The 25122-nt window shown below is 66.8% G+C and carries 29 protein-coding genes; 23 read left to right on the forward strand and 6 right to left on the reverse strand.

What is annotated here, in order from left to right:
• Positions 1 to 152 precede the first annotated feature (152 nt).
• Positions 153 to 2345: a replication restart helicase PriA gene (gene priA / locus ABG80_RS07890; RefSeq protein ID WP_058087184.1), complete on the forward strand. Its 2193-nt coding sequence runs from the start codon at positions 153 to 155 to the stop codon at positions 2343 to 2345.
• Between the two features lie 27 nt (positions 2346 to 2372).
• On the opposite strand, the gene ABG80_RS07895 is transcribed toward priA, so the two are convergent.
• Positions 2373 to 3200 (reverse strand): HDOD domain-containing protein, encoded by an 828-nt coding sequence (locus tag ABG80_RS07895; protein ID WP_058087220.1) that lies wholly within the window; start codon positions 3198 to 3200, stop codon positions 2373 to 2375.
• 234 nt (positions 3201 to 3434) lie between these two features.
• Between ABG80_RS07895 and ABG80_RS07900 the strand changes: the two genes are divergently transcribed.
• From ABG80_RS07900 to ABG80_RS07950, 12 genes are all read left to right on the forward strand, one after another.
• Positions 3435 to 4241: a hypothetical protein gene (locus tag ABG80_RS07900; RefSeq protein ID WP_058087185.1), complete on the forward strand. Its 807-nt coding sequence runs from the start codon at positions 3435 to 3437 to the stop codon at positions 4239 to 4241.
• A 51-nt stretch (positions 4242 to 4292) separates the two neighbouring features.
• A complete protein-coding gene (locus ABG80_RS07905) occupies positions 4293 to 5240 on the forward strand; it encodes an alpha/beta hydrolase (RefSeq protein WP_058087186.1) in 948 nt (315 codons plus the stop codon).
• Between the two features lie 94 nt (positions 5241 to 5334).
• A complete protein-coding gene (locus tag ABG80_RS07910) occupies positions 5335 to 6543 on the forward strand; it encodes a sensor histidine kinase (RefSeq protein ID WP_058087187.1) in 1209 nt (402 codons plus the stop codon).
• Positions 6540 to 7202: a response regulator gene (locus ABG80_RS07915; RefSeq protein ID WP_058087188.1), complete on the forward strand. Its 663-nt coding sequence runs from the start codon at positions 6540 to 6542 to the stop codon at positions 7200 to 7202. Before ABG80_RS07910 ends, ABG80_RS07915 begins: the two co-directional genes overlap by 4 nt.
• Positions 7203 to 7251: 49 nt before the next feature.
• Positions 7252 to 7836 carry a hypothetical protein gene (locus ABG80_RS21905; RefSeq protein WP_152987522.1) on the forward strand — a complete coding sequence of 195 codons (585 nt, stop codon included), beginning with the start codon at positions 7252 to 7254 and terminating at the stop codon, positions 7834 to 7836.
• Positions 7837 to 8201: 365 nt separating this feature from the next.
• On the forward strand, positions 8202 to 8699 hold the full coding sequence (locus ABG80_RS07920) for a helix-turn-helix domain-containing protein (protein WP_058087189.1): 498 nt from the start codon (positions 8202 to 8204) through the stop codon (positions 8697 to 8699).
• 161 nt (positions 8700 to 8860) lie between these two features.
• A complete protein-coding gene (locus tag ABG80_RS07925; protein WP_200964285.1) occupies positions 8861 to 9277 on the forward strand; it encodes a PAAR domain-containing protein in 417 nt (138 codons plus the stop codon).
• Positions 9274 to 9783 (forward strand): DUF4123 domain-containing protein, encoded by a 510-nt coding sequence (locus tag ABG80_RS07930; protein WP_058087191.1) that lies wholly within the window; start codon positions 9274 to 9276, stop codon positions 9781 to 9783. The genes ABG80_RS07925 and ABG80_RS07930 overlap by 4 nt, the downstream gene beginning before the upstream one ends.
• Positions 9767 to 10114, forward strand: a complete 348-nt coding sequence (locus tag ABG80_RS07935; RefSeq protein ID WP_058087192.1) for a hypothetical protein — start codon at positions 9767 to 9769, stop codon at positions 10112 to 10114. The genes ABG80_RS07930 and ABG80_RS07935 overlap by 17 nt, the downstream gene beginning before the upstream one ends.
• Positions 10114 to 10716 carry a Tox-REase-5 domain-containing protein gene (locus ABG80_RS07940; protein ID WP_058087193.1) on the forward strand — a complete coding sequence of 201 codons (603 nt, stop codon included), beginning with the start codon at positions 10114 to 10116 and terminating at the stop codon, positions 10714 to 10716. The genes ABG80_RS07935 and ABG80_RS07940 overlap by 1 nt, the downstream gene beginning before the upstream one ends.
• Positions 10713 to 11456: an immunity 52 family protein gene (locus ABG80_RS07945; protein ID WP_083505921.1), complete on the forward strand. Its 744-nt coding sequence runs from the start codon at positions 10713 to 10715 to the stop codon at positions 11454 to 11456. Before ABG80_RS07940 ends, ABG80_RS07945 begins: the two co-directional genes overlap by 4 nt.
• Before the next feature lie 101 nt (positions 11457 to 11557).
• On the forward strand, positions 11558 to 11770 hold the full coding sequence (locus tag ABG80_RS07950; protein WP_152987523.1) for a hypothetical protein: 213 nt from the start codon (positions 11558 to 11560) through the stop codon (positions 11768 to 11770).
• 215 nt (positions 11771 to 11985) lie between these two features.
• On the opposite strand, the gene ABG80_RS07955 is transcribed toward ABG80_RS07950, so the two are convergent.
• A complete protein-coding gene (locus ABG80_RS07955; RefSeq protein ID WP_058087196.1) occupies positions 11986 to 12378 on the reverse strand; it encodes a type II toxin-antitoxin system VapC family toxin in 393 nt (130 codons plus the stop codon).
• On the reverse strand, positions 12375 to 12620 hold the full coding sequence (locus tag ABG80_RS07960) for a FitA-like ribbon-helix-helix domain-containing protein (RefSeq protein WP_058087197.1): 246 nt from the start codon (positions 12618 to 12620) through the stop codon (positions 12375 to 12377). The genes ABG80_RS07955 and ABG80_RS07960 overlap by 4 nt, the downstream gene beginning before the upstream one ends.
• Before the next feature lie 123 nt (positions 12621 to 12743).
• Here ABG80_RS07960 and ABG80_RS07965 point away from each other — a divergent pair, with 123 nt between their 5' ends.
• Positions 12744 to 13547 carry a hypothetical protein gene (locus ABG80_RS07965; protein WP_235513785.1) on the forward strand — a complete coding sequence of 268 codons (804 nt, stop codon included), beginning with the start codon at positions 12744 to 12746 and terminating at the stop codon, positions 13545 to 13547.
• A 258-nt stretch (positions 13548 to 13805) separates the two neighbouring features.
• Positions 13806 to 14411 (forward strand): hypothetical protein, encoded by a 606-nt coding sequence (locus tag ABG80_RS07970; RefSeq protein WP_058087199.1) that lies wholly within the window; start codon positions 13806 to 13808, stop codon positions 14409 to 14411.
• 18 nt (positions 14412 to 14429) lie between these two features.
• Here ABG80_RS07970 and ABG80_RS07975 read toward each other — a convergent pair whose 3' ends face one another.
• Positions 14430 to 15119, reverse strand: coding sequence for a PEP-CTERM sorting domain-containing protein (locus ABG80_RS07975; protein ID WP_058087200.1), 690 nt, complete (start codon positions 15117 to 15119; stop codon positions 14430 to 14432).
• Between the two features lie 323 nt (positions 15120 to 15442).
• Between ABG80_RS07975 and ABG80_RS07980 the strand changes: the two genes are divergently transcribed.
• The 7 genes from ABG80_RS07980 to ABG80_RS08010 all read left to right on the forward strand — a co-directional run bounded on the left by ABG80_RS07980 (position 15443) and on the right by ABG80_RS08010 (position 21588).
• Complete coding sequence (locus ABG80_RS07980; protein ID WP_058087201.1) at positions 15443 to 16048, forward strand: PEP-CTERM sorting domain-containing protein; 606 nt, start codon at positions 15443 to 15445, stop codon at positions 16046 to 16048.
• Positions 16049 to 16521: 473 nt separating this feature from the next.
• Positions 16522 to 17919, forward strand: coding sequence for a CmpA/NrtA family ABC transporter substrate-binding protein (locus tag ABG80_RS07985; protein WP_058087202.1), 1398 nt, complete (start codon positions 16522 to 16524; stop codon positions 17917 to 17919).
• Positions 17920 to 17931: 12 nt separating this feature from the next.
• A complete protein-coding gene (gene ntrB, locus ABG80_RS07990; RefSeq protein WP_058087203.1) occupies positions 17932 to 18813 on the forward strand; it encodes a nitrate ABC transporter permease in 882 nt (293 codons plus the stop codon).
• Positions 18803 to 19639: an ABC transporter ATP-binding protein gene (locus ABG80_RS07995; RefSeq protein WP_058087204.1), complete on the forward strand. Its 837-nt coding sequence runs from the start codon at positions 18803 to 18805 to the stop codon at positions 19637 to 19639. Before ntrB ends, ABG80_RS07995 begins: the two co-directional genes overlap by 11 nt.
• Before the next feature lie 82 nt (positions 19640 to 19721).
• Positions 19722 to 20180, forward strand: coding sequence for a nuclear transport factor 2 family protein (locus tag ABG80_RS08000; RefSeq protein WP_152987525.1), 459 nt, complete (start codon positions 19722 to 19724; stop codon positions 20178 to 20180).
• Between the two features lie 42 nt (positions 20181 to 20222).
• Positions 20223 to 20666, forward strand: coding sequence for a cyanase (gene cynS, locus ABG80_RS08005; RefSeq protein ID WP_058087205.1), 444 nt, complete (start codon positions 20223 to 20225; stop codon positions 20664 to 20666).
• An 88-nt stretch (positions 20667 to 20754) separates the two neighbouring features.
• Positions 20755 to 21588, forward strand: a complete 834-nt coding sequence (locus tag ABG80_RS08010) for a DUF481 domain-containing protein (RefSeq protein ID WP_058087206.1) — start codon at positions 20755 to 20757, stop codon at positions 21586 to 21588.
• Positions 21589 to 21603: 15 nt separating this feature from the next.
• Here the strand turns inward: ABG80_RS08010 and mltA are convergent, their stop codons facing one another.
• Positions 21604 to 22743 carry a murein transglycosylase A gene (gene mltA / locus ABG80_RS08015; protein ID WP_235513786.1) on the reverse strand — a complete coding sequence of 380 codons (1140 nt, stop codon included), beginning with the start codon at positions 22741 to 22743 and terminating at the stop codon, positions 21604 to 21606.
• Between the two features lie 88 nt (positions 22744 to 22831).
• On the opposite strand from mltA, the gene ABG80_RS08020 reads away from it, so the two are divergent.
• The gene (locus ABG80_RS08020) at positions 22832 to 23053 is read left to right on the forward strand and encodes a hypothetical protein (RefSeq protein WP_058087208.1); all 222 of its coding nucleotides are present in this window, start codon (positions 22832 to 22834) and stop codon (positions 23051 to 23053) included.
• Here the strand turns inward: ABG80_RS08020 and ABG80_RS08025 are convergent.
• Entirely contained in the window at positions 23011 to 25122 is a 2112-nt protein-coding gene (locus ABG80_RS08025; RefSeq protein ID WP_083505924.1) for a site-specific recombinase, read from the reverse strand. The two genes, ABG80_RS08020 and ABG80_RS08025, sit on opposite strands and share 43 nt — an antisense overlap.

Below are 25122 nucleotides of genomic sequence, written 5' to 3' on the forward strand. Positions count from 1 at the left end.
GTCGGTGTGACAAGCACTTAGCGCGCGTCTGCAAAGCTTTCCCACAAAGTTATCCACAGTCCGCGTGGATAAGGGTGTCCCCCAGGAAAATCAAGCACTTGGCGGGTCGTCTTCATGCCTCTGTCAGAATCTGCCTGACACACATCCCCGCCATGCACGCACCTGTTCCGACCGCGCCCGAGGCGCCTTGCCGCGTCGGGGTCGTGGTCGAGGCGCCCCAGCACAGCGGCCTGTGGGGCGCGCTCGACTACTTGCACCCCCAAGCCCTGCCCGCAGGCGCCCTCGTGAGGGTGCCCCTGGGTCGGCGCGTGGTCACCGGGGTGGTGTGGGACCTGGCCGAAGGCGCCGATGAAGGCGCCGCTCAACTGGCCCCCGAGTCGCTCAAGGCCGTGCTCGAAACCTTTGACGCCTTGCCGCCCTTGCCCCAGGCCTGGCGCAAGCTGGTGGCTTTTGCGGCCAGCTACTACCAGCGCAGCCTGGGTGAGATGGCGCTGATGGTGCTGCCGCCCGAGCTGCGCCAGCTCGACCAGGTGCAGCTGGCGCGCCGGCTCAAGCGGCTGGACAAGGCCGTGGCGGCTGAGCTGGCCGAGGCGTCCAGGGTGGCGTGTCCACCTGCCGGTGAGGGCGGGGCCTCGGTGGCGAGTTCAAGCGCCGAGCCAGGACCAACCGCCACCGACCCCAGCGCCCTGCCCGAGCTCAGCGCCCAACAGGCCGATGCCCTGGCCCGCCTGGCTGCATCGCCCCCCCAGCCCAGCTTGCTGTGGGGCAGCACCGGCAGCGGCAAGACCGAGGTCTACCTGCGCGAGGCCCAACGCGTGCTCGACGCCGGCCGCCAGGTGCTGATGATGGTGCCCGAGATCAACCTCACCCCCCAGCTCGAAGCCCGCGTGGCCGCGCGTTTTGCAGGCCGGCGCATCGTCTCGCTGCACAGCGGCCTGACGCCCGCCCAGCGCCTGCGCAACTGGCTCATGGCGCTGCGCGGCCAGGCCGACGTGGTGTTGGGCACGCGCCTGTCGGTGTTCACGCCGCTGCCCCGCCCGGGGCTCATCGTGGTCGATGAGGAGCACGACCCCAGCTACAAGCAGCAAGACGGCGCCCGCTACTCCGCGCGCGACCTGGCCGTCTACCGCGGCCGGCTCGAAGGCGTGCCGGTGCTGCTGGGCTCGGCCACGCCCAGCCTGGAGACCTGGTTCAACGCCCTGCCCGCCAGCGAAGGCGGCACCGGCCGCTACCTGCGTCTGGCCATGCCCGAGCGCATCGGCGGCGGGGCGATGCCCAAGGTGCGGCTCATCGACATGTCACGCGCGCCCAAGCCGGGCCGGGGCGAGTCGGCCCCACCGCTGTCAGCGCCCTTGCTGGCCGCCATCACCGAGCGCGTCGAACGCGGCGAGCAAAGCCTGGTGCTGCTCAACCGGCGCGGCTACGCCCCGGTGCTGCAGTGTGGTGATTGCGGCTGGCAAAGCGGCTGCCCGCACTGCAGTGCCTGGCGCGTGTTCCACAAGGTCGACCGCACCCTGCGCTGCCACCACTGCGGCTTCACAGAGCGCGTGCCGCGCGCCTGCCCCGACTGTGGCAACCAGGACATCCAGCCTGTGGGCCGGGGCACCGAGCGCCTGGAAGAGCAGCTCGCCGAGGCCCTGCCCGGCGCGCGCGTGGGCCGCATCGACGCCGATGTGACCAAGCACAAGGGCGCGCTCGAAGAGCAACTCGCCAGCGTGCACGCGGGCGATGTGGACGTGCTGGTGGGCACGCAGATGGTGGCCAAGGGGCACGACTTCCGGCGCATCACGCTGGTGGCGGCCGTCAACCCCGATGCAGCCTTGTTCGCCAGCGACTTCCGCGCCGCCGAGCGCCAGTTCGCGCTGCTGCTGCAGGCCGCAGGCCGCGCCGGACGCGATGCCGACGTGGCCGGCCACAGCGAGATGTGGGTGCAGACCTGGCACCCGCTGCACCCGCTCTACCAGGCCCTGCGCGAGTACGACTACGAAGCCTTTGCCACGCGGCAGCTGCAAGAGCGCCAGTCGGCGGGCCTGCCGCCTTATGCCAGCCTGGCCCTGTTGCGCGCCGAGGCGAAAACGCAGGACGCCGCCAACGCATTCCTTCGCGCGGCAGCCGAAGCCGTGAGCGAGATCTCGGGTGGGGTGACCCTCTACCCGAGCGTGCCCACGCCGGTGCAGCGCGTGGCCGACATCGAACGCGCGCAGATGATGATGGAGTCGCCGCAGCGGCCCGCGCTGCAGCGTTTGCTCACCGAGGCGCAGTCCATCTGGCTGGCCCTGGCGCAACAACACCGCCGCAGCGGACTGGTCCGCTGGGCGGTGGACGTGGACCCGCTGTCGATCTGAGGACCGACGGCGGTGCCTGCGCAGCGATCAGCTCAGCAGCGCTTCCAGGCCTTCAGACAACTCCGACAGCGGCGGCATGTCGGTCAGCAGGGTGTCGGCGTTCAGGCCCAGCTTCTTGACCACGTCCTTGGGCAGGGTGGCTTCCATCTCGTCGGGCTTGAGGCCGTTGTGCTCGGCACGGGCGCGCCAGGCAGCCAGGTGGATCACGCCGGCAACCGGGTTGAAGGTGGGCGCGGCCAGCGGGTCCGGGAACTGCGAGATGGCGTCGGCAAAGCTCAGCGGGAAGCGCCATTGGCGCGACAGCTCGGCACCCACGGTGGCGAAGTTGTAGCCAAAGGACTGGTGTTCCATGTCCAGGCGGCGGCAGTCCTGCGGCGAAGCCTGCTTGTCCAGCGCCAGCATCTGCTCGGGCATGCCGGCGTGCATCACCAGCTGGCCGATGCCGTGCATCAGCGCCACGGTGAAGGCCTGGTCGCCGTTGACGCCGGTCTTCTTGGCCAGCCAGCCGGCCACCGCAGCGGTGTGCAGGCTGTAGCGCCAGAACTTGTTCAGGTCCATGCCGGGCATGGCCTTGTAGCCACCGGTCAGACCAGAGCTGATGACCAGGGTGCGCACGGTCACGAAGCCCAGCATCGACAGCGCCTCGTTGACGGTGCCGATGGTGCGCGAGACGTGGTAGTAGGCCGAGTTCGCCAGGCGCAACAAGCGGGCCGAGAGCACCGGGTCCGCCGCCAGTTTCTTGGCGATCTCGTCGATGGACACGTCCTGGTTGTTGAAGCTGTCGATCAGCTCGTGCACGATCTTGGGGATCGCGGGCAGGGCCTGGGGTTGTTTGAAAAGGGCTTCGAGTTGCATGTGACCCGCCTCCATCGCTCGGGGAACCATTGAATCACCACCCCAACCCATGCAGACAGCGGCTGACGTGGCAGATTGAACACTTTTCGGCACTTGAGGCCGTGACATGAGCATCTCGCATCCGAGAATTTGTTGACATGTGGAAATGAGCACGCTCGGCGGCTTTGTTGCGCGTTTCACATCTTGCGATCGCGTTCCTGCTCGTGATGTCATGACCCCACTGGAGACCTGACCATGCGCCCGTTTGAAGCCGTGCCCGCCCCTTTGTCCACCGCTTTGCCCGCCACGGGCATGCGCCGACGACGCCTGCTGGCCGCAACCGGCTTGCTGCTGTGCGCCGGCCTGCAGCCCGCCCTCGCCGGCCCCGGCGACCTGCCCGCGCGCAACCTGCTCGTGGAGTGGCGCATGGCCGGCCAGGGCAGCAGCCAATTGCGCCAGGGCGGCATCCAGACGGGCCGCGTCATCATCGACAGCCGCCGGGGTGTGATCGGCCAGGCCGGCGTCACCTATGGCACCACGCAGACCGAATCCAGCGGCAACTCGGTGCAGCAGGTGACGGTGCTCAATGGCGGACGAGCGCGACTGTTCTTTGGCAGCAGCCAGCCGGTGACGACCTGGCAGTGGGCCTGGGCGCCGGGTCAAGTCGGTGGCGGCAGCGGTGGCTGGACCTCGTACGGGCCGCTGGAAGGCTCGGGCAACAGCCCCGTGCAGGTCGTGCCGCAAACCACCTGGATCGACCTGGGCCAGGGCCTGATCGTGACCCCGCGCTGGCCGGGCGGCCGCGCGCCGGTGACGGTCGAGCTCGAAGCCCGCTCCAGCGAGCCGGCCCAGCCTGGCGGTGCCTACTCGGGCCGCGTGGACCCGGACGGCCAGGTCCGCCGCACCGAGGTCGGCAGCACCGTCAGCGTGCCCCTGGGCGAGTGGACGGTGGTGGCGCGCAACGGCGGGCAAAACGCTCGCGCGCAATCCGGTACGCTGTCCACCCGGAGCCTGGACGAAAGCCGCTCGGAGCAGCTGGAGATCCGGATCACGGCCCCCTGATCTGTTCCGAAGTGCCCCGATCGGGCCCCGCAGTCAAGAAAGACCAGAACCATGAGCGAGACACCCCGCAGCCCCTTCACCCCGGCCGTGCAGGCCTTGATGGACAACGTCAAGCGGGCGGGCTTTCCGCCCATCCACACCCAGCCCATCGAACAGGCCCGCCAGTCCTACAAGATCGGGGTGGGCGCCACCACCGCGCCACCGCTGCCCATGGCCCGGGTCGAAGACTTCACCATCCCGGGGCCGGCCGGCGAACTGCGTGCCCGCCTGTGGGCCCCCAGCACCGAGCCCGACCTGCCGGTGTTGCTGTACCTGCACGGTGGTGGCTTCGTCATCGGTGGCATCGAAACCTGCGAGTCCATGTGCACCGTGCTGGCGCAGCACTCTGGCGGTGCCGTGCTGGCCATCGACTACCGCCTGGCGCCCGAACACCGCTTCCCCGCCGGCCTGGACGACAGCTTCGCGGCGCTGCAATGGCTGGCCGAGCACGGCCGCAGCAAGGGCCTGGACACCAGCCGCATCGCCGTGGGCGGTGACAGCGCGGGTGGCACCCTGGCGGCGGTCACGGCCCTGCTGGCGCGCGACGCTGGCATCCCCCTGGTGTTGCAAGCCCTGTTCTACCCCTCGGTGCAGCTGGGCATGAAGACGAACTCGCTGCTGACCTACTCGGCCAACACCCTGCTGTCGTGGGACCTGATGCACTGGTTCGAGACGAACGCGCGTGGCGGCGTGCTGCGCGAACGCTGGCACCGCGAGCCCCTGCACGCCCCGGCGCACGCGGGCGTGGCCCCGGCCTGGATCGGCCTGGCCGAGTGCGACCCGCTGACCGACGAGGGCAAGCTCTACGCGCAAAAGCTGCAGGACGCGGGCGTGCCGGCCGAGCTCACCGTCTGGCCCGGCGTCATCCACGACTTCATCAACCTGGGCCGCTTCATCCCCGAAGCGGCCGACGCGCACCGCCAGCTGGCGGCGGCGCTGCAGCGCGCCTACCAACGCTGAGCCAGGTTTGACACGGGCCTGACAAAGGCCACGGGCAAACCCGGGTGGCTGGCGTCCTGGTCGTGGCACGCCCCTTGCAAACTGGGCGTGGACCATGTCCCACCCCGCATCGCTGCCCGCTGACGCCCTGCTCGCCGAGCCCGCCCCCCAGGCGGCCCGTGCCGCCGCCGTCTGGCGCGACCGGCTGAGCCTGCTGCTCGACGCCACCGGCGAAGGCATCTACGGCGTGGACACCGAGGGCCGTTGCAGCTTCATCAACCCGGCGGCCGCGCGCATGCTGGGCTACACCGCCGACGAGGTGCTGGGCCGCAACATGCACGAGCTCACGCACCACCACCACGCGGATGGCGCGCATTACCCGGTGGACGATTGCCCGATCTTTCGGGCCTTCCGCGCCGGGGTGCCCTGCCGCATCGACAGCGAGGTGCTGTGGCGCCGTGACGGCACGCCCATGGCGGTCGAGTACACCTCCTACCCCATCCTGGACGCGGGCGAGGTGCTGGGCGCGGTGGTCACGTTTGTCGACATTGGCGAGCGCAAGCAGCAAGAGCAACAGCTGCTGCAAGCCCGCGAACAACTCGAGCGCCGCGTGGCCGAACGCACCCAGGCCCTGAGCCAGGCCCTGGCCCAACTGCGCGACCTGCAGGCCCACCTCGAACACGTGCGCGAAGACGAGCGCACCCGCATCGCCCGCGAGATCCACGACGAGCTGGGCAGCCTGCTGGTGGGCCTGAAGATGGACGTGAGCTGGCTGGAAAAGCGCGTGGCCGACGAGCCCGCGCTGCGCTGCAAGTGCCACGGCATGCGCGGCCTGATCGACAACGCGGTGGAGAACGTGGGCCGCATCATCACCGACCTGCGCCCCTCCATCCTCGACCACCAGGGCCTGTGGGCCACGCTGGCCTGGCAGGTGCAGGACTTCATCGACAACGGCGAGTGGCAATGCCACTGGTCGATCGACATCGCGCCCAACCTGCCGGCGCCCGAGGGCGATCAGGCCACCGCCATCTTCCGCATCTTCCAGGAGATGCTGAGCAACGTGGCCCGCCACGCGCGCGCCAGCGAGGTCACCATCCGGGTGCGGGCCACGCCGGGCGACCTCACCTTGCTGGTCAAGGACAACGGCCGGGGCGCGCCGCCCAGCGCGTTCGAGCGCGCCGACGCCTTCGGGGTGATGGGCATGCGCGAGCGGGCCGGGCACCACGGCGGCTGGTTGCAGATCAGCAGCGAGCCGGGCCAGGGCACCCAGGTGATCTTGAGCATGCCGCTGGAGCGCACGCAGCTGCAGGAGCGCGCGGCATGAGCCGGCAGCAGCCGGGGCGCGTGCGCGTGATGATCGTGGACGACCACCGCATCGTGCGGGAAGGTTTGCGCCAGGTGCTGGCCGACTACGAAGGCATCACCGTGGTGGCCGAAGCCGCGCACGGGGCCGAGGCGATGCAGTGCTTGCGCACCTCACGCGATGGCGTGGACGCAGTGCTGCTGGACATCGCGTTGCCTGGCCGTGACGGGCTGGAGGTGCTCAAGCAGATCCAGTCGGAATGCCCGGGGCTGCCGGTGTTGATGCTGAGCACCTACCCGGACAACCAGTTCGCGGTGCGCTGCATCCGGGCCGGTGCGGCGGGTTACCTCAACAAAAGCGCCGACCCGGACGACATCGTGGCGGGGCTGCGCAAGGCGGCTTCGGGTGGGCGTTACCTGACGGCTGCGGTGGCGGACTTGCTGGCCAATGCGGTGAGCGAGGTGTCGCAGCAGGCGCCGCATGAGCTGCTGTCGCAGCGCGAGAACCAGGTGTTCAGGCTGCTGGCGCAGGGGCAGTCGGTGGGGCAGATTGCTTCGGCGTTGAACCTGTCGTCGAACACGGTGTCGACTTATCGGGCGCGGATCCTGGAGAAGACCGGGACGCGCAACGATGTGGAGTTGGCGTTGTATGCCGTGAGGCAGCAGGTGGTTTTGGCCTGACGCCAAAAAAAGCGCTTGGTCATTCCCAAGGCACCACAGAATACACGGCATGAAAACTCCAATACTCGTGGCATTCACTCTCGCCATTTCCGGGTGCGCATCGCCGTACAAGCCAACCGTTGACGAGCGCAGCGCTGCGCGGATCCGCTTTGTGACGGAACATCCTGCGTCGGTTCAAGGCATTGAGGCCACCCTCGTGAATTTCCACCCCAACAGGTGCAGCCCATCTGCTGCCAGCGGCACCATTGGCTCAGAGTCTCAGGCCATCGCGCTTCTGATTGGAAACGTCTCCTTGGGCACGCCCATATTCGCTGTGATGCAGCCCAAGGGAGCGCTGACAAACTTGGGGATGCCTGGCCAAGTGCCCAGCAAGCAAGATTTGTATACCGAGAAAAACATCCCCGCAAACACGCCATTCTCCTTTTCCATGCGGGCCACCTATCGTTCCGGCTACAACACTCAAACGACATGTGCTCTGGGATTGGAGTTTCTGCCGGTGCCGGGAGCCGACTATGAAGCGGCGTATGTGAAAGTCGGAGATGCTTGCTCGATCAGGTTGTCTCAATTGTCCAGCAACGGGCAAGTTACCCAGGCCGGTCCAGTCACAGCTCAGCGACTCAAAACCTGCGAATGACCTGAGCATGATCCTGCGTTGTGCGCTCGGTCGTGGTGGCGGCCGCTGCGTGCTTCGCGCCGGCGCCGCGTGGCCTTGACGTTGGGCATCTCACGCCATCCGGTGCAAAACTCTCTTCCTGAGAGACATACCGCTACGCACTGTCGTGTTGTTGCGTCCCATGTGCCGCAGCTCTTGTGCTTGCTGCTGAAACCGGCGACCGCTGACCGAGCTGCGCGCCGCCAGCGATTCGACTGGCCCAGATGACGACCAATGGCTGTGCCGCCTGACTGTCAGGACGCTGTCGCCCCACTGTCGTGCCCGTGTCGTGGCGCTTTCCGCCCCATTGCGCCAACCTCCCCCCCGTGATGACAAGGACTCCTTCCATGAACATTCAGAAACTGCGCCTGCAACGGGGTTGGTCGCAACAGCAACTCGCTGAACTGAGCGGGCTCAGCTCGCGCACGATCCAGCGCATTGAAAACGGGCAACCCGCCAGCGCCGAGTCCCTCAAATCACTGGCGTCGGTCTTCGAGATCGACTTCACCACCCTCACCAGTGAGCCAGACATGAGCGCAACAGCCACAGCCACCGCCACCGCAACAGCCGCCACCCAGGCCCAGCAAGCCGAACAACTCGCCCTCGCGAGGGTTCGCAAAATCCGCGGTTTCTACATCCACCTGGCGCAGTACCTGGTGGTCATCACCGTGCTGGCGGTCATCAACCTGGTGACGCACCCTTCCAAGCTGTGGTTCTTCTGGCCGGCCTTGGGCTGGGGCATTGGCGTTCTGGCGCACGCCGCCGCCACGTTCGAGTTCATCCCCTTCTTCGGCGCCGAGTGGGAGCGCAAGCAGGTTGAAAAGCAGCTCGGGCGACCGCTTTGAGCCTCCGCCACCCGCAAGGAAACGCCATGACGCATGCCTGCGCTCAGAAGCCCCTTGCCGGTTGGCCGACAAAGTTGCCTCCCCTTACCTGACGACATCGCCACGCTGGCCATCCCGCCCTGCTAGAGTGCCCCAAAACGCACAAATGCAGGAGTTCCAGAGTGAGCCGACCATTCATCGTGATGGGCGACAGGACCACCCATGGCGGCACGGTCATCAGCGCCGACTTGACCAGCACCATCCATGGCAAAGCCATGGCCCGAGTTGGCGACATGGTGGTCTGCCCCAAATGCAAGGGCGTCTTCCGCATCAACACCGGTGCGGACGACATGTTCGATGGCGGTGGCCTGGGCTACGCCCGCCACATGGACTCGACCGACTGCGGCGCGCGGCTGATCTCCAGCCAGATCACGGCGACCTGGTCGAACCAGTCATCTGTGGGTGACCCCGCTTCAAGCGCCCAGGCAGGCCCACCCGGCGCGGCCGCCCCAATCGCTGCATCGACCCAGTCGGGCATCTGCCTGGACTGCCTGCGCAAGGCGGCCCACCTCGGCAGCCCCACCGTGATCCGCGCATGACGGCCCTCGACGTGCAATCTCGGTGGGCCCAGCTGCACAACACCCTGCCCACGCTGCGCCTGTACGCCCTGGTCGATGGCGTGCAGTACCAGACCCATTTCTGCAAGCGCTTCCAGCCGGGCAACGGGCTGTTCCCGCTGTTCGCCGACACGCCAGACGCAGCCTTGGCTCATGCAGGCCCCTGGCTGGTGGACGCCGCTCTGGCCGGTGAGGCCCTGGTCGCCGAGTTGGCCTCGCTCGAACGCGATGCGCCGTCGCTCACCTGGCTGATTGCGCCGCAAGACCTGGAAGGCCTTGGGCAGCTGCTGCAACTGCGCCTTGACGCGAAGCTGCCAGATGGCCGCAGCGCCTTGCTTCGCTTCTGGGACCCGCGCGTCCTGGTCAACCTGGCGCGCACGCTCGACGGTGCGCAGCGTGAAGCGTTCTTCGGCCACATCCATGAGTGGCACCTTCTGCACGAAGGGCAGCGCGTTTGGATCGGGAGGCAAGATGCTGACGCTCACTGAGGCGCAATGGCAGGCCCTGCAACAAGGCGAAGCCCGCCAGTTCGTCGCCGCCGTTTGCGACGGGTTCCTGGCCAAGCGCCCCGAGGTGCGTGAGCAGCCTGGCCGCGAGGTGGTGCTGACAAGGATGCAGGACGCCTTCGACTACGCCGCTCGCGCGGGCTTCACCAGCACGCCGCACATCATCCGGCTGATGCACCTGTCCGCAGACGCTCCGCGCATCCACGATGACCCGCTGGTCGATCCGTACCTGCGCAAGCCAGGGGCCACGCCCGAACAACGGCTCGATGACCTCGATGCCGTCATGAAACACAAGCTCAAGGGAGATCGCTGATGGCGTCGCTGGCCGTACCGGTGATCGAGGGCGTGGTCGTCCGTGTCTTGGCTGCGCTGGGCGTGGGCGTTGCAGCCGGCGTGGCGGGTGAGGCCGCAAAGGAGCAGGCGCGCAAGCATCAGGAGGAAGCTGACCAGGCGAAGTCCGCGCCCATCGCGCGCACCGATGCGATCACGAAGGAGCGCAAGAAGTGCGAGGCGTGCCCGCCTGATGAGGGAACGATCAAGACACGCAGGTTCCCCGTGCGACAAGATTGGGTTGACTACCAAGCCCGCGTCGGTGGCATGGCCCATGGGCCGACCTTCATTGATGAATGGGTGTTCAACGCTCGAGAGTTCGACGGATTCGTTTCTGCCGAATGCCTGCTCAAAGAAGCAAAGGGCGGGTACGACAGATTTTTCGATGAGTGGGGGCGACCCAAGAAATGGTGGGCCCACAACGTAGACGAAATGATCGAACAAATGGGGGATCAAAGCTCGGCTGCCATGCCAAGGCCACCGATTCGTCTGGAGTGGTTCTGGCAAGAACCCATCAGCCACCGATACTTCTCGAAAATCCTCGTGCCCGTTGCGCCCGATGTGCCTCACCACCACTTGCCATGAAACAGACGCCACCTCTCAGCATCATGTTTCGGGCCCAGTACCAAATCGACTTGGCCCGCCCACCCACATTGGATGATGATCTTCGCAACTTCTTTGAATTGCGTCAGCACCTGCGCCAGCTGTCTCCAAAACTGACCGATTGGTTTTTGGGCGGCAACAGCAAAGAGGATGCCCTTCTGTATTCGGCGTTCGACGACATGGGCCCCACGAGTGCAATCTCAGCCGTCCTGAGAGAAAAGCAACGAAACAAGAGTTCGCAGTTTGTCTCCAGATCAATCGGCCTGTGGAATGGCGAGGAAGGTCAGGAAGGCGCAACGATGGGCGGCGTTTACAGGCAAGTGAAAGAACCCAGCCTTGTCCACTTTGAGACGGAAATCGCAGGCTTCCTCAATCACGCCAATGTCCTGAGCACGGTAAACAAGTTCATTGAAATCTGGCGTCCTCTGTTCGTTTCAGTCGAGCCAACTTTCTACGATTCTGTTTTCAAAGACCGGCCTGGCGTCGGCTGGATGCTCTACCTTCCCCGCGTGCTGTCCGTCCAGCAAGTCCCGGAAGCACGCGCGCTTGTGCCCGTCATGGGCCAAGGCGAGCAAGGCCAAGACAAGCAGGTCGGCACGATCCTGGTCAGCGTCACCGATGAGCCGTTCTCCGATGAGAACCCCGAACACGTGAAGGTGGCCAATGCCATCGAGATCCGTTTGGTTGATCAGGACTTGCTCCCGCGTTTTTCGGAGTTTTGAACAGGATCAGGTGTCCGCCATCAGCTTGAACTGCTCCTCAGAATCGCTGGCACATGAGGCGAACGTTTGTTCTGGCCCTTCTCAGCTCGCAAGGAAACGCCATGACGCAGGCCTGCGCTAAAAAGCCCGTCGCCTACTGGCTGGCCCTGACCGCGAGCGCCGCGCTGGGCGGCAGTTGGTTGAGCTACCTCGCCTACCTGAGTGGGGCCACCATCACCAAGCAGAGCGTGTACATGGGGGCCATCACGCTCTGCGCCGCTGTGCTGCTTGGCGTCTCGGTCATTTCGCTTGGCGTGCTTGCTGGCTCAGTCTGACAACTTGCGCGAACGCGTCATCCGCTTTCGAGGCGCGCGGCCGGGTGGGGGGCGTTTGCGATTTTTGTGGCGCTTTTGGTCTTTGTCATCACTCGCCCGCTCATCGACAGCGCAATTTGATGCGCGGTTCTGTGTGCTGAGGCGGAATCGGATGCGGTGGACCATGGAGGCGCAGTTCGGGCGCCGAACCTGCTGCTGGTCGCTCACCTTGGTGGTCAGACCGCCAGAGAAACAGCGCGCGTGGGGAAGGCTTTGAGCACCTTCTTGTCCATCGTCACGAGTTTCGTTCCCAGCCGGGCTGCCAGTGCGACGAACTCGCAGTCATAGGCTGAGCATTCGCTGTCACGCACCAACTCAAGCACGTCACGCGAATGCACGTCGAACTCGAATCCGTTCATCAGGGCTTCGGCCTCGGCCTGCAAGCCACATGCTTGCTCAAAGGTCAGCATGCCGCGTCGAACGTACCCGGCCAGGATGTTGCGGAACTCGCTTCGCCACAGGGGTGGGGCAGCCCATTCGGGCTCCCGCTCCAGCAGGGCTTCGGCAGCGTTGGTGAATTCCCCTGGCAAGTACAGGTACGCCAGGATGTTGCTGTCAACAACGATCACTTGCGTCCCTGCTTCTTGGCAGCGTCAATGTCCTTCGCCGTGAACTGCCCCGGCAGCAAGCTTGCGCGCAGTTCACGCGCCCGTGCCAGCCGTTCGCTCGGCGCGACGCGGCTGGGCAGCAGCACAGACTCCAGGCACACAATCGCTTCGCTGTTCAGGCTTCGCCGGTTCAGTTCTGCGGCGGCTTTCAGCCGCTCGTACACTGCGTCAGGGATGTTCTTCAACGTCAGGGAGGTGGGCATGTGTGCACCTTTGGTTGCAACCCAAACGGTTGCATTATGGTGTCCGTAAGCACCGTTGGCAACCGTTCTGGGGCTGTCGGCATCCCGGCGGGTGAACTGCACTGAAAAAGGGATCGGGCATCCATGACAACAACCAGACGCCACTCGCCACCTGTGACACGCGCTCAGGCGCTGGCGCGGGTGGAGTCCCGCCTCAGACGCCAGGGCTTCCCCCGGCTTCAGATGCTGTTCCTGGTCTCGTTGACCGGGGTGTTTGGCCTGCTGTCTTCGTACTGCTTGCTGAGCCTGGGACTGGACGCCATGGCCGTTCGTTACCCGCTGGCGCTGGCCTGCTCGTACCTGTTCTTTCTCCTTCTGATCTGGCTGTGGCTGCGCACGAACGCGCAGGACTACCAGGACATCCCTGACCTGACGGGCCTCGGGCCATCGGATTCGGGCTGTGCACCGCCCGCTGACTGCGCGAGCGGCGGCGGAGGTGATTTCGCGGGAGGCGGCGCGACGGGGTCGTTTGACTCCGCTTCGGTCACATCCAACGCCACACACGATGGTGCTGGCAAGGCCCTCGCCGAAGCCGCCGGCAGCATCGGTGAGGCGGAGGAGTTCGCCATCCCGTTGGCGGTCATCGCCATCGCCGTGGCCCTCGCCGCCGGGCTGGCTTTTGCGTCGCTGTACATCGTCTACATCGCGCCGGTGCTGTTCGCCGAGGTGCTGCTGGACGGCGTTCTGGCCTACGCGCTCTTCAGGCGCCTGAGGTCCGAAGACCGGCGCTACTGGCTCACCAGCGCCGTGCGGTCCACCCTTGCCCCCTTTGCCTTGACCGCCGTGTTCGTTTCCTTGTCGGGTTGGGCCATGTCCTGGTATGCCCCTGAGGCCACCTCCATCGGGCAGGTCTTCAAACACGCGAGCGAGAACCCATCAGCGAGGTGACGCGTGGTTTCACACTGCGCTGGCCACATGCGAGCGGGCGGGTTGAAAGGCTGCTCGGTCGCCCCTTGTGAGCCATCCTTGAGGCCGCCCTGAGCCCCAAAAGCTCGGCGCGTCGCGCGCGCGTCCCCTCGGGCAAATCCGCCCCTCGGTTCAACGTCCCGCTGTCACACAGCTGCCACCGCCGTGGGTGAGAATTTGGCGTGCATGGCCCAAAGTGCCATGCACAACCACCAACCATCAAACCACAGGGAACCCGCCATGGCCATCAAGCCTGCATTCGCCGTTGCCGCAGCGGCACTCGCTTCGCTAGCCATCTCCGCACCCGCCCAAGCCGATCTGCAAACCTGGCGTCTCACGGCCACGTCTTACCAGGTCGAGTCGGGCTTCGACGCCCCGGCCTTCGCGGAACTTTCCAAGACCTTCACCGTTGACTATGTGTTTGACACGCTGACGCCGTCGCTTGACACCTGGCCTGGCACGTTCGACGGTGCGGTCAAATCGTTCACCATCAACGGTGACAGGTCACAAGCTGGCGGATACATCGTCACCCTCGGTGGCGATGGCTTCAGCGTCATCAACGTCATGCCCAGCAAAAAACGCAGCGATGGCATCAACTTCATTTCCTTCAACCACCCCGATGGGGTCGCCAGCGCGGACGTGGCTTCGGCCCTGAAGGATTTTGCTGCGAAGACAGCGATGGGCCGCACCGAGCTGCGATTGGACTTTGGCGCTTACAGCATCTACGCCAGTCCGACCTCGTTTGTCATGACCTCCGTGCCTGAACCCTCGGCCGCCTGGCTGTTGCTGGCGGGCGTGCCGCTGCTGGCCATCCAGCAGCGCGGCCGCCGCAGCGCCGCCGCCTGATCCAGGGTCGCAACGAGTTCAGCGGGAACGTCTGGCCAGTCGCCCGGCGACCAGCGTTCCCACGCCCAGCAGCAGCATCGACAGCGCCGATGCTTCGGGCACCGCTGACACGTTGCGCGTGAAACCGCAGCCTGAATCTGCGAAACCTTCGCAGGGCGAGACCCCCCCCGTGGGGCCAATCGATGCGACCAGGCCCTCACCGCTCAGCGATGTGCCGTAGACGCGAAACGCCAGGGTGGGCACGACTGAAAACGTGATGTTGCCCGTCGCGTGCGAGCCGTCTGGCGTGTACGTGCCCAGCAGGAAGGTGCCCGGGCGCAAGGTGTCGCCGAGCCAGGACAGGTAGCCTTCGGGTTGGTTGAATGCCGCGGAGAAGGTGTACCCGGGCACGTCGCATGAGTTCGAGCAGCGGTAACCGCGGCTGATCTGCAAGCCGGTGTAGTCGGCAAACGCATCGATGGTGGGCGCACCGAACTCATCGGTCACCCAGGCGAAGGTGGGCAGCTCGTCCGGCTCGAAGCCAAACGGTGCCCCCAGGTCATCGCTGATCGCGCGGTCTGCGCTGACCTTCACCCACACCTCGATCGGCGTGTCGGCGTTGACGGTGCCGCTGGGTTGCAGGTAGTCGATGGAAATTTGTGTCGAAGCCTGAGCGGCCCCGGTGGCCAAGGTGAATGCGCAGAGCGCTTGCGTCAAGCGAATGTTCATGAGGCACCCCTGATGTCGGATTTGTGTTGGCAAGGCTGATGCACACAAGAGGCAGGCCGAGCCAAGCCAACCCGAACTTCTTGCGCTCGGGCAGCAGAGTAACAGCAGCTTGGGCGAGCTGGTTTTTCGAAACTGGCGTGCATTGCACAATGTCCCGCGCCACCCAAAAGGCTCGGCGCGTCGCGTGTGCTTCCCTTGGGGCATGTCCGCCCCTGATTGCGGTGCCCCGCTGTCATGCGCCCGCCTCTGCCGTGCGTGAGAATTTGCCGTGCAGCGCGCCAAGCGCCCTGCACCCACAACCACAACCCCAGAGGGAGCCCACCATGGCCATCAAGCCTTGCGCCGCCGTTGCCGCGGCAACACTCACCCTGCTCGCCTTCGCCGCACCCGCGCAAGCCGAGCTCCAGACCTGGAGCCTCACGGCCACGGCCTACGAGCTCACCGACGGCTTCACCGCCCCCGCGTTCGCGGAGCTCGGCAAGACCTTCCGGATCGACTACGTGATCGACATCCAGACGCCGTCTCTCGAAGGCTGGTCAGGCCTGTTTGACGGCGCGGTCAAGTCGTTCACGATCAATGGCCTCACGTCTCTGTCCGAGGGCTACGTCGTCAGCGTGGACGAAGGTGGCCTCAACGGCATCAACACCTGGCCCATCGACGCGCGCAGCGATGGCATCGACTTCGTTTCCTTCTTCAACCTCGACGCGACGTCTTACACGGACGTTGCTTCGACCCTGAAGGACCTTGCGACGTTTGCCCCCACCAGCTCAACCGTCTTGCGGGTGGACTTTGGCGAAAACAGCGTCTGGGCCGCGCCGACCTTGTTCGTGATGACCTCTGCCGTGCCCGAGCCCTCGGCCGCCTGGCTGCTGCTGATGGGCCTGCCCCTGCTCGTCCTCAAGCGCAACCGCCGCAACGCCGCAGCCTGACCCAAAGCGCGCCCACCCACGCACGAACTCACACATCGCACGCCACCAGCGAGGCGGAAAAAGGGCGGAGGCGCTGAGCGGGCGGGCGCCTGGGTGGCGCAGAGGAGCGCAGCGGCAAGGTGGGCGCGCGCCAGCGCGCTTCGTGATCTGACTGGCCCGAGTTGTTTGAACGCAGCGCCCGCAGGGCGCGGAGTGAGTTCGAGGGCCCCACCTTGCCGTGAGCACCGCATGGGAGTCCTGCCGCAGGCAGGACCGCCACCCTGAAGCCCGACCGCTCAGCGCCGCAGCCCCCGCCTCGCGTTCTCACGACAAAGCGCCCACAACCCAGCGCACGACAAAAAACAAACCTTGTAGTGCCACCCCTACAAGCAAATCACACCCACCCCGATCCCCAAACCCGCCGCCAATTCCTAAAGTGAGCTCCACCCGCCACACGCCGGCCAACCAGCCAGCCGCCCGCCCAGGAGCCCACGATGACCCGTCACTTCGACCCCTACGACGCCGATCGCCCCCTTCGCCTGAGCTGCGCCTGCGGCGGTGACCACGCCCCGCAAGATCACGACAGCGCTGCCCGCCAGGACGCCATCGACACCCTCAAGGCCCGCAGCGAAACCGAAGCCTTCGAGTCCTACTCGCGCGACTTCATCGAAGCCAGCCTGGTCAAGGCCCTCTTCCCGCAAGAAGCCACCCGCCGCCGCTTCCTGCGCGCCGTCGGCAAGGGCACCGCCATGTCGGCGATCGCCAGCGTGCTGCCCGTGGCCAGCCTGCAAGCCATGGCCCAGGAAGCCGCCCCGCTTGAGAAGAAAGAACTCAAGATCGGCTTCATCCCCATCACCTGCGCCACCCCGCTGATCATGGCCCACCCCCTGGGCTTCTACAAAAAGCAGGGCCTGGACGTCAGCGTGGTCAAGACCGCCGGCTGGGCGCTCATCCGCGACAAGATGCTCAACAAGGAGTACGACGCCACGCACTTCCTGTCGCCCATGCCGCTGTCGATGAGCATGGGCCTGGGCTCGAATGCGAAGCCCATGCACGTGGCCACCATCCAGAACACCAACGGGCAGGCCATCACCCTGGCCAACAAGCACAAGGACAAGCGCGACCCGAAGATGTGGAAGGGCTTCAAGTTCGCCGTGCCCTTCGAGTACTCGATGCACAACTTCCTGCTGCGCTACTACGTGGCCGAAGCAGGGCTGGACCCGGACAAGGACATCCAGATCCGCGTGGTGCCGCCGCCCGAGATGGTGGCCAACCTGCGCGCCGGCAACATCGACGGCTACCTGGGGCCCGACCCCTTCAACCAGCGCGCCGTGTTCGAAGAAATCGGCTTCATCCACATCCTCACCAAAGAGCTGTGGGACGGCCACCCCTGCTGCGCCTTCGGCACCAGCGCCGAGTTCATCCAGCAGAACCCCAACACCTTCGCCGCGCTGTACCGCGCCGTGCTGACCTCGGCCGCCATGGCCCGCCAGCCCAAGAACCGCGAGCTGATCGCCAAGGTCATCTCGCCGCGCGAGTACCTCAACCAGCCCGAAGCCGTGCTGACGCAGGTGCTCACCGGCAAGTACGCCGACGGCCTGGGCAACGTCAAGAACGTGCCCGACCGCGCCGACTTCAACCCCATCCCCTGGCAGTCGATGGCGGTGTGGATGCTCACGCAGATGAAGCGCTGGGGCTACGTCAAGGGCGAGGTCAACTACAAGCAGCTGGCCGAGCAGGTCTTCCTGCTGACCGACGCCAAGAAGCAGATGAAGGCCCTGGGCGAGACCCCGCCCGAAGGCGCCTACCCCGGCTTCAAGGTCATGGGCAAGGCGTTCGACCCGGCCAAGCCCGAGGCCTACATCAGCAGCTTCGCCATCAAGCGCACCTGAGGCCCACGCACCATGGCTGTTCAACTTCCCTGGTGGCGGGGCGAGGGCTTTCGGGCCGCGCTGCTGTCGCTGATCCTGCTGGGCGTGATCCTGGGCGTGTGGCACCTGGCCACGCTGCCCAAGGCTGCCACCGGCCCCGCGCTGAGCCCCGAGCAGATCGAGTACCTGAAGCTCATGGGCAAGGACCCGGGTGCTCAAAGCGACTCGGCGGGCAGCAACTTTCCCACCCTGGCGCAGATGGGCCGCGTGATGTGGGAGCACGTCACCGACCCCTTCTACGACAACGGCCCCAACGACAAAGGCATCGGCATCCAGCTGGCTTACTCGTTGGGCCGCGTTGGGTTGGGCTACCTGATCGCCATGCTGATCGCCATCCCGCTGGGCTTTGCCATCGGCATGTCGCCCCTGGTGCACCGCGCGCTCGACCCGTTCATCCAGGTGCTCAAGCCCATCTCGCCGCTGGCGTGGATGCCGCTGGCGCTCTACACGATCAAGGACTCGGCGGCTTCGGGCATCTTCGTGATCTTCATCTGCTCGATCTGGCCGATGCTGATCAACACGGCCTTCGGCGTGGCCAGCGTGCGGCGTGACTGGCTCAACGTGGCGCGCACGCTCGAGGTGTCCAAGTGGCGCACGGCGGTGGAAGTGATTTTGCCCGCAGCGGCGCCCACCATCCTCACCGGCATGCGCATCAGCATGGGCATCGCGTGGCTGGTCATCGTGGCCGCCGAGATGCTGGTGGGTGGCACAGGCGTGGGCTACTTCGTGTGGAACGAGTGGAACAACCTCTCGCTGCCCAACGTGATCTTCGCCATCCTGGTCATCGGCCTGGTGGGCATGGTGCTGGACGCGGCTTTTGCCCGTCTGCAAAAGGCGGTGACCTATGTCGACTGACTTCCTGAAAATCGAAGGCCTGGGCAAGGCCTACCCGGGTGCCAGCGAGCCGGTGTTCGACGGCGTGAACTTCACCATGCGCCGTGGCGAGTTCGTCTGCATCATCGGTCACTCGGGCTGCGGCAAGACCACCATCCTCAACACCCTGGCGGGGCTGGAGCACAGCAGCACGGGCCACGTCTTCATGGACGGCCGCGAGGTGACGGCCCCGGGCCTGGAGCGCGGCGTGGTCTTCCAGGGCCACGCGCTGATGCCGTGGCTGACGGTGCGCCAGAACATCGCCTTCGCGGTGCGCTCGAAGTGGCCGGACCAACGCAAGGCTGAGATCAATGCGCACGTCGAGAAGTACGTGCAGCTGGTGGGCCTGGGCCACGCCATCGACAAGCTGCCTTCGCAGTTGTCAGGCGGCATGAAGCAGCGCGTGGGCATCGCGCGGGCCTTCGCCATCGAGCCCAAGATGCTGCTGCTCGACGAGCCCTTCGGCGCACTCGACGCGCTCACGCGCGGCACCATCCAGGACGAGCTGCTGCGCATCTGCGCCGAGACGCAGCAGACCGTGTTCATGATCACGCACGACGTGGACGAGGCCCTCTTGCTGGCCGACCGCATCCTGCTGATGAGCAACGGGCCGCGCGCCCGCGTCGCCGAGATCGTGGTCAACACCCTGCCGCGCGACCGCACCCGCGCCGGCCTGCACCACGACCCGCAGTTCTACCCCTTGCGCAACCACCTGGTCGACTTCCTGGTGGCGCGCTCCAAAGACCTGAGCCACGGCCGCGCGCCCGAGCACCCGCCTGAAGTGAGGCCTGGCCTGGTGGCCGCCTGATCTGCCGCACGAACCGTTGCACGCGCTGCAGTTTGAGCCGACACGGACATCCGTTGAACACAAAACACCTGAGGAATCCACCATGAGCGCCCAACTCCACCCCGCCGCCGATGCACAGCCGGACGCCCCCGTGCTGCGCCCGCCCTTGCCGCCCTTCACCGAAGAGACCGCGCGCCTGAAGGTGCAGATGGCCGAAGACGCCTGGAACTCGAAGGACCCGGCGCGCTGCGCCGCCGCCTACACCGAGGACTCGTGGTGGCGCAACCGCAGCGAGTTCTTCACCGGCCGCGAAGCCATCAAGGCCTTCCTGACCCGCAAGTGGGCCAAGGAGCACCAGTACCACTTGAAGAAGCGCCTGTTCGCCTTCGAGGGCAACCGCATCTCGGTGTGCTTCGAGTACGAGTACCACGACGACGCCGGCCAATGGTGGCGCGCCTACGGCAACGAAAACTGGACCTTCGACGAGCGCGGCCTGATGGCCCGCCGCGAGGCCTCGATCAACGACGTTGCGATCAACGAAGCCGATCGCCAATTCAAGTGAACCGCTGAACCCTCACCGACCCCTCACAGAAAGGACCACACCATGAACCGCGAAGACGTGACCGACCTCATCATCCAAGCCAAGGTCAGCAAGGGCATCAAGTGGGCCGACGTGGCCACCAAGGTGGGCCTGAGCAAGGAGTGGGTGACCGCTGCCTGCCTGGGCCAGATGACCCTGACCGCCGAGCAGGCCGCCACCATCGGCGACATCTTCGATCTGCCCGAAGAAGCCCGCCTGTGGCTGCAAGAAGTGCCCTACAAGGGCTCGCTGCCCACCAGCGTGCCCACCGATCCGCTGATCTACCGCTTCTACGAACTCATCAGCGTCTACGGCACCACCTTCAAGGCCCTGATCCACGAAGAGTTCGGCGACGGCATCATGAGCGCCATCGACTTCAAGATGGACCTGCAGCGCGAGGCCAACCCGATGGGCGACCGCGTCAACATCGTCATGTCGGGCAAGTTCCTGCCGTACAAGACCTATTGATGGCCCATTGCAGGGCCGGTGCTGCAGCGGCATGCGGCAGGTGGGCTGAGCGACAATGCGCGTCCCCTTTTCGTTCGGAGCCCCTCGCATGTCCCGCCGGTCCTTTGCCCTCCTGCCTGGCCTGTTGAGCCTGAGCGCGGCCCTGCATGCGCAGCAGGTGCCAGCAGAGATGCCAGCCGCCCCCGCGGCCACCGAGGCCACCCAGCCTGCGGCAGCGCCACAGCCCGATCCCCTGGCCTGGGTCGGCCGCATGACCGCCTCGCTGTCCGCCACCTCGGGCAACAGCCGCTCGCGCGCCGCCCAGGCGGACGTCGACGTCTCGCGCAAGAAGGACGGCGGCAAAACCACCCTGACCGCCCTGGTCAGCGAAAGCCAGAGTGGCAAGAAGCAAGACCGTGAGACCACCTCTGGCAAATGGGCGGGCACCGCCCAGCACGACCGAGACATCGACCCCGAGCACTTTGCCTTCGCGCGCATGGGCGTCGAACACGACCGCGTCATCGAGCTGAAGTTGCGCACCCAGGCCGCCCTTGGTCTGGGGCGCCACCTGATCAACGAGCCCGATCGCACGCTGGACGTGTTCGCGGGTCTGGGCCGCACCGTCAGCCGCTACCGCGAAGAAAAAACCATCGGTGGCGAGACAGACTCTCGCTTTGCCAGCAACAGCCTGCTCATCGGCAACGAGTACACCGCGCAGTTCACGCCCACGGTCTCGTTCAAGCAGAGGCTGGAGGGCTACCTGTCGGTCGATGGCGATCGCAACCACCTCTTCAAGCTCAGCGCGGCGCTCAACGTGGACATGACGCGAACGCTGGCGCTGACCATCGCCCTGACCGACACCTACAGCAGCCGCGTGGCCGCCGACCAGCGGCGCAACGACATGGCCCTGACCACGGGCCTGTCGGTCAAGATCGGTCCTTGAGGGCTGCGGAGCAGCTCAGGGCTGCGCGCTGCGCGGCCACAGCACCCACATGGCCAGGGGCTGTTTGGTGCGCCCGGCCTGGGCCAGTGCCTCGTCGCCCCAGCCCCAGAAGAAGTCGGCCCGCACCGCGCCCAGGATGGCGCCGCCCGTGTCCTGGGCCATGGCCAGGCGGCGCAGCGGCGAGGCGGGCGGCATGCCGCCGGCCACCCAGGTCTGCGGCATCGTGCTGTCGAGCCAGACCGGGGTGCCCAGGGGCACGCTGTCGCGGTCGACGGCGATGGAGCGGCCGGGTGTCAGGGGCACACCTTGGGCTCCGTTGGGCCCGGATGAGGGGTCGGTCAAGGGTTCTTCGCGGAAGAAGACGACGCGCGGGTTGGCCGCCATCATCTCGCCCACCCGCGCGGGGTTGGCCTGGGCCCAGTTGCGGATGGCCGGCCAGGAGGCCTGCTCCAGCGTGAAGGCGCCCTGGTCCACCAGCCAGCGCGCCACCGACTGGTAGGGTTGGTCGTTGTGGCCGGCAAAGGCCAGGCGCACGACCTTGGGGTTGCCCTGCGGGCTGAGCTCGTCGAGCAGGCGCACGCGGCCCGAGCCCTGCACCTGGATGAGCAGCACGTCCAGCGGGTCGGCCAGCCAGACCACCTCGCGCCCGGCGATGGCGGCGCGCCCTTCCGGGGTCGATTCGAGCTCGGCGCGGCTGAAAAAGGGCTTGCGCTGGCCCAGGCCAGCTGGCGGGCGGTGCAGCGGCCAGGCAAAGCGCGCGTCGGGTGTGCGGCGGCCTTCCAGCAGGGGCTCGAAGTAGCCGGTCAGCAGCCCGCTGGCCTGGCCCTCCAGCGAGGTCACGCGCCAGGGCTGCAGCTGGGTCTCGACCCACTGACGCACGAAGTCGTCGCCCACGCGTTGGCCCCAGTCCGGGCCCAGGCGGCGGGCCTCCTCACACAGTGCCTGCCAGCCCGCAGCGGGTTTGACGCAGCCCTTGACCAGGGCGGGCCACCACTCGCCCAGGCGGTCGGCCTGCCAGCCGGGCATGTCGCTCCAGGCGGCCTGCACCCAGCGGGCCTTGGCGCGCAGCAGGCTGGGGCCCTCGGGCACGGGTGCACCCTGCGAGTAGCCAGGCACCTGCGTGATGGGCGCCGCACCACCGCTGCGGGTAGGCACGAGGCTGCCGCAGGCGCTGAGGCTTCCTACAATGGCCAGGGACAGGGTCAACCGGACCCACAACTTTCTCGACGGGAACACGCAAGGCATGGGGCTGATTGTGCTGGAAGCCGCGCTCGCGCTGGCGGTGCTGGTCTTCCTGATCTGGTGGACGATGTTTTCCGGGCGCCGTGGTGGCGAGTGGCACGACGACGCGCCGGACTCGACGCTGGGCGAAACCCCGCCCCAGGCGGCACCCGACGCGCAGGCGAAGCAGGGCGAGTCGCTTCAGCCCCCCGAGCGCGGTGGCACCAGGAAGGACATCGGCTGACGCAACACGCGCCGGCCGATGGCGCGCCACAGGCGGGCCCGGTCGGTCACGCGCACACCGCGAGAGCGGGCCGCCACGCGCAGCGCCAGCAAGAAGCTCACGCCCACGTTGAAGACACCCGTCAGCGGCAGGGCGGCCACGCACCACCAGAAGGCGGGCTGGTTCAGCATGTCCCAGCCCAGGGTGCCCAGCGCGCCCGCCACCTGCCCGGTGGACAGCGTGACGTGGCGCACGTCCAGCGGCAGGCCCAGGAACTTGGCGATCACCGGCACCAGGCCGAGCATGAAGCCCAGCGAGATGTTGGCCGCCAGGCCCGAGATGTTCTCGCGCCACCAGGCCGCCCAACGCGCCGCGCGCGCCTCGCCCAGCCAGGCCTGGATGCGCGGGTTCCAGCGCAGCGCGCTGTCCAGGCGGTGCAGCACGAAGGCGTTTTCGGCCCAGCCCGCCAGGATGCTCGACGCGAACAACAGCACGCCGGTGAAGGCCGCGTACCAAAGCGTCGGTCCCAGCAGGGTCAGGCTGTGCAGGGCGTAGCGCGCTTCTTCTTCGTTGATGAGCGGGTGGTTCAGGCCATGGATCATGGCCAGCTGCACGCCCAGCACCAGCGGCGCCACCACCAGCAGGTTGCCCAGGATCCCGGCCACCTGCGAGCGCAGCAAGTGGGCCACCTCGTCGACAAAAGACTCGACCGCTTCGTCGCTGCGCACGTCGGCCAGCTTGGCGGCCATGGCTGGCGCCGTCATGGCGGGTTGCTTGGTGGCCACGGTGAAGTGCAGCCACTGCACGATGACGAAGCTGATCGCGTAGTTCAGGCCCGCACCAAAGCCGGCCATGAAGGGCGACAGGCCGAGTGCCAGCACCGCGAATTTCATGAAGGTGGTGCCTGCCAACACGGCACCGCCACCGCAGGCCCGCTTGAACATGTCGGCGTACTCGGCGCGGTTGCGGGTGATGTAGTGCTCGCCGGTTTCGGCGCTGCGCTCGGCCACGCGGCGCGCCAGCTGCGAGGTGTGCTGCGAGAACAGCGCGCGCACGCTGCGGCGGCGCTTACCCACTTGCACCAAGGTCAGCAGCAAGTGGTGCAAGGCCGGTGAAGGGCGCGGCGCGAGCACCGCGTCGAGCAGCAGCTCGATGCGCTCGCAGCGGCCCACCAACTGGTCGATCTGGAAGACCAGGTTGACCGAGATGCCCTGTGTGTCGAGGTGGCCGTGCAAGCCGCGTGCGGCCTGGGCGCAGGTGTGCAGCAGCGCGCGCAGGTATTGGGCGTCCTGCAGCAGCGTGGGGCTCCAGGCTTGGCCAGGCTGATCGCGCAGGTGCGCGCCGATGTCGTCGCGCAGGCGCTCGACCACGTGGCCGAGTTGGCGAAACGCGTTGCGCGCGCTGGCGTCGGCGTTGCTGGCCACGGGCGCATCGAAGTCCTGACCCAGGCTGATGCCCATGCGCGATCGGAACGCTGGCGAAAAGCCGATGGCGCGCACCTGCGCCGCCAAGTACAGCATGGCGTCGCAAAACGGGTCGCGCCAGCCCAGGGTGCGCGCGGTCAGGGCGGCGGGCTCGCCTGCGGCGGGGGCGCGCAGGCCGTCGCCGAGCAGGCCGCCGATCTGATCCAGCGTGGCCTCGTCCAGGTGGGCCAGCCAGCGTCCGTCGTCGGGGTCGCTGAACAGCAGGTTGAACAGCACCGACAGGTCGGCGGTCTCGGGGCTGGCGGGCAGCAGGCGCTGGCGCACGCGCTCGCCCAGCTCGTTGAGGAATGCCGAGCGCGGCGAGAAGCCGTAGTCGGCCAGCAGCGCGGCCACGTCGGTGTCGCGCCAGAAGGCAGCCAGCAGGGCCACCACGCGCGCGCGCCGCTCCGGCTTGGCGTCGATCAGGCGCACCACGTTCTGCAGGCCGCTGACGGGTTCGCCACGGCGCACCCAGTCCAGCGTGCGGATCAGCCAGATGTGGCGCTCGACCAGCGGCGCGTCGGCATCGGCCTGGTCCAGCCAGGCCTCGATCTCGAAGCCGTTGCCGGGCCGGGGCCACCAGGCCTGGCGGTTGAAGGGGGACAGGAGCTTGGAGTTGACCGCCAT

It is taken from the genome of Aquabacterium parvum (genome assembly GCF_001447195.1).
Taxonomy (GTDB): Bacteria; Pseudomonadota; Gammaproteobacteria; order Burkholderiales; family Burkholderiaceae_C; genus Aquabacterium; species Aquabacterium parvum.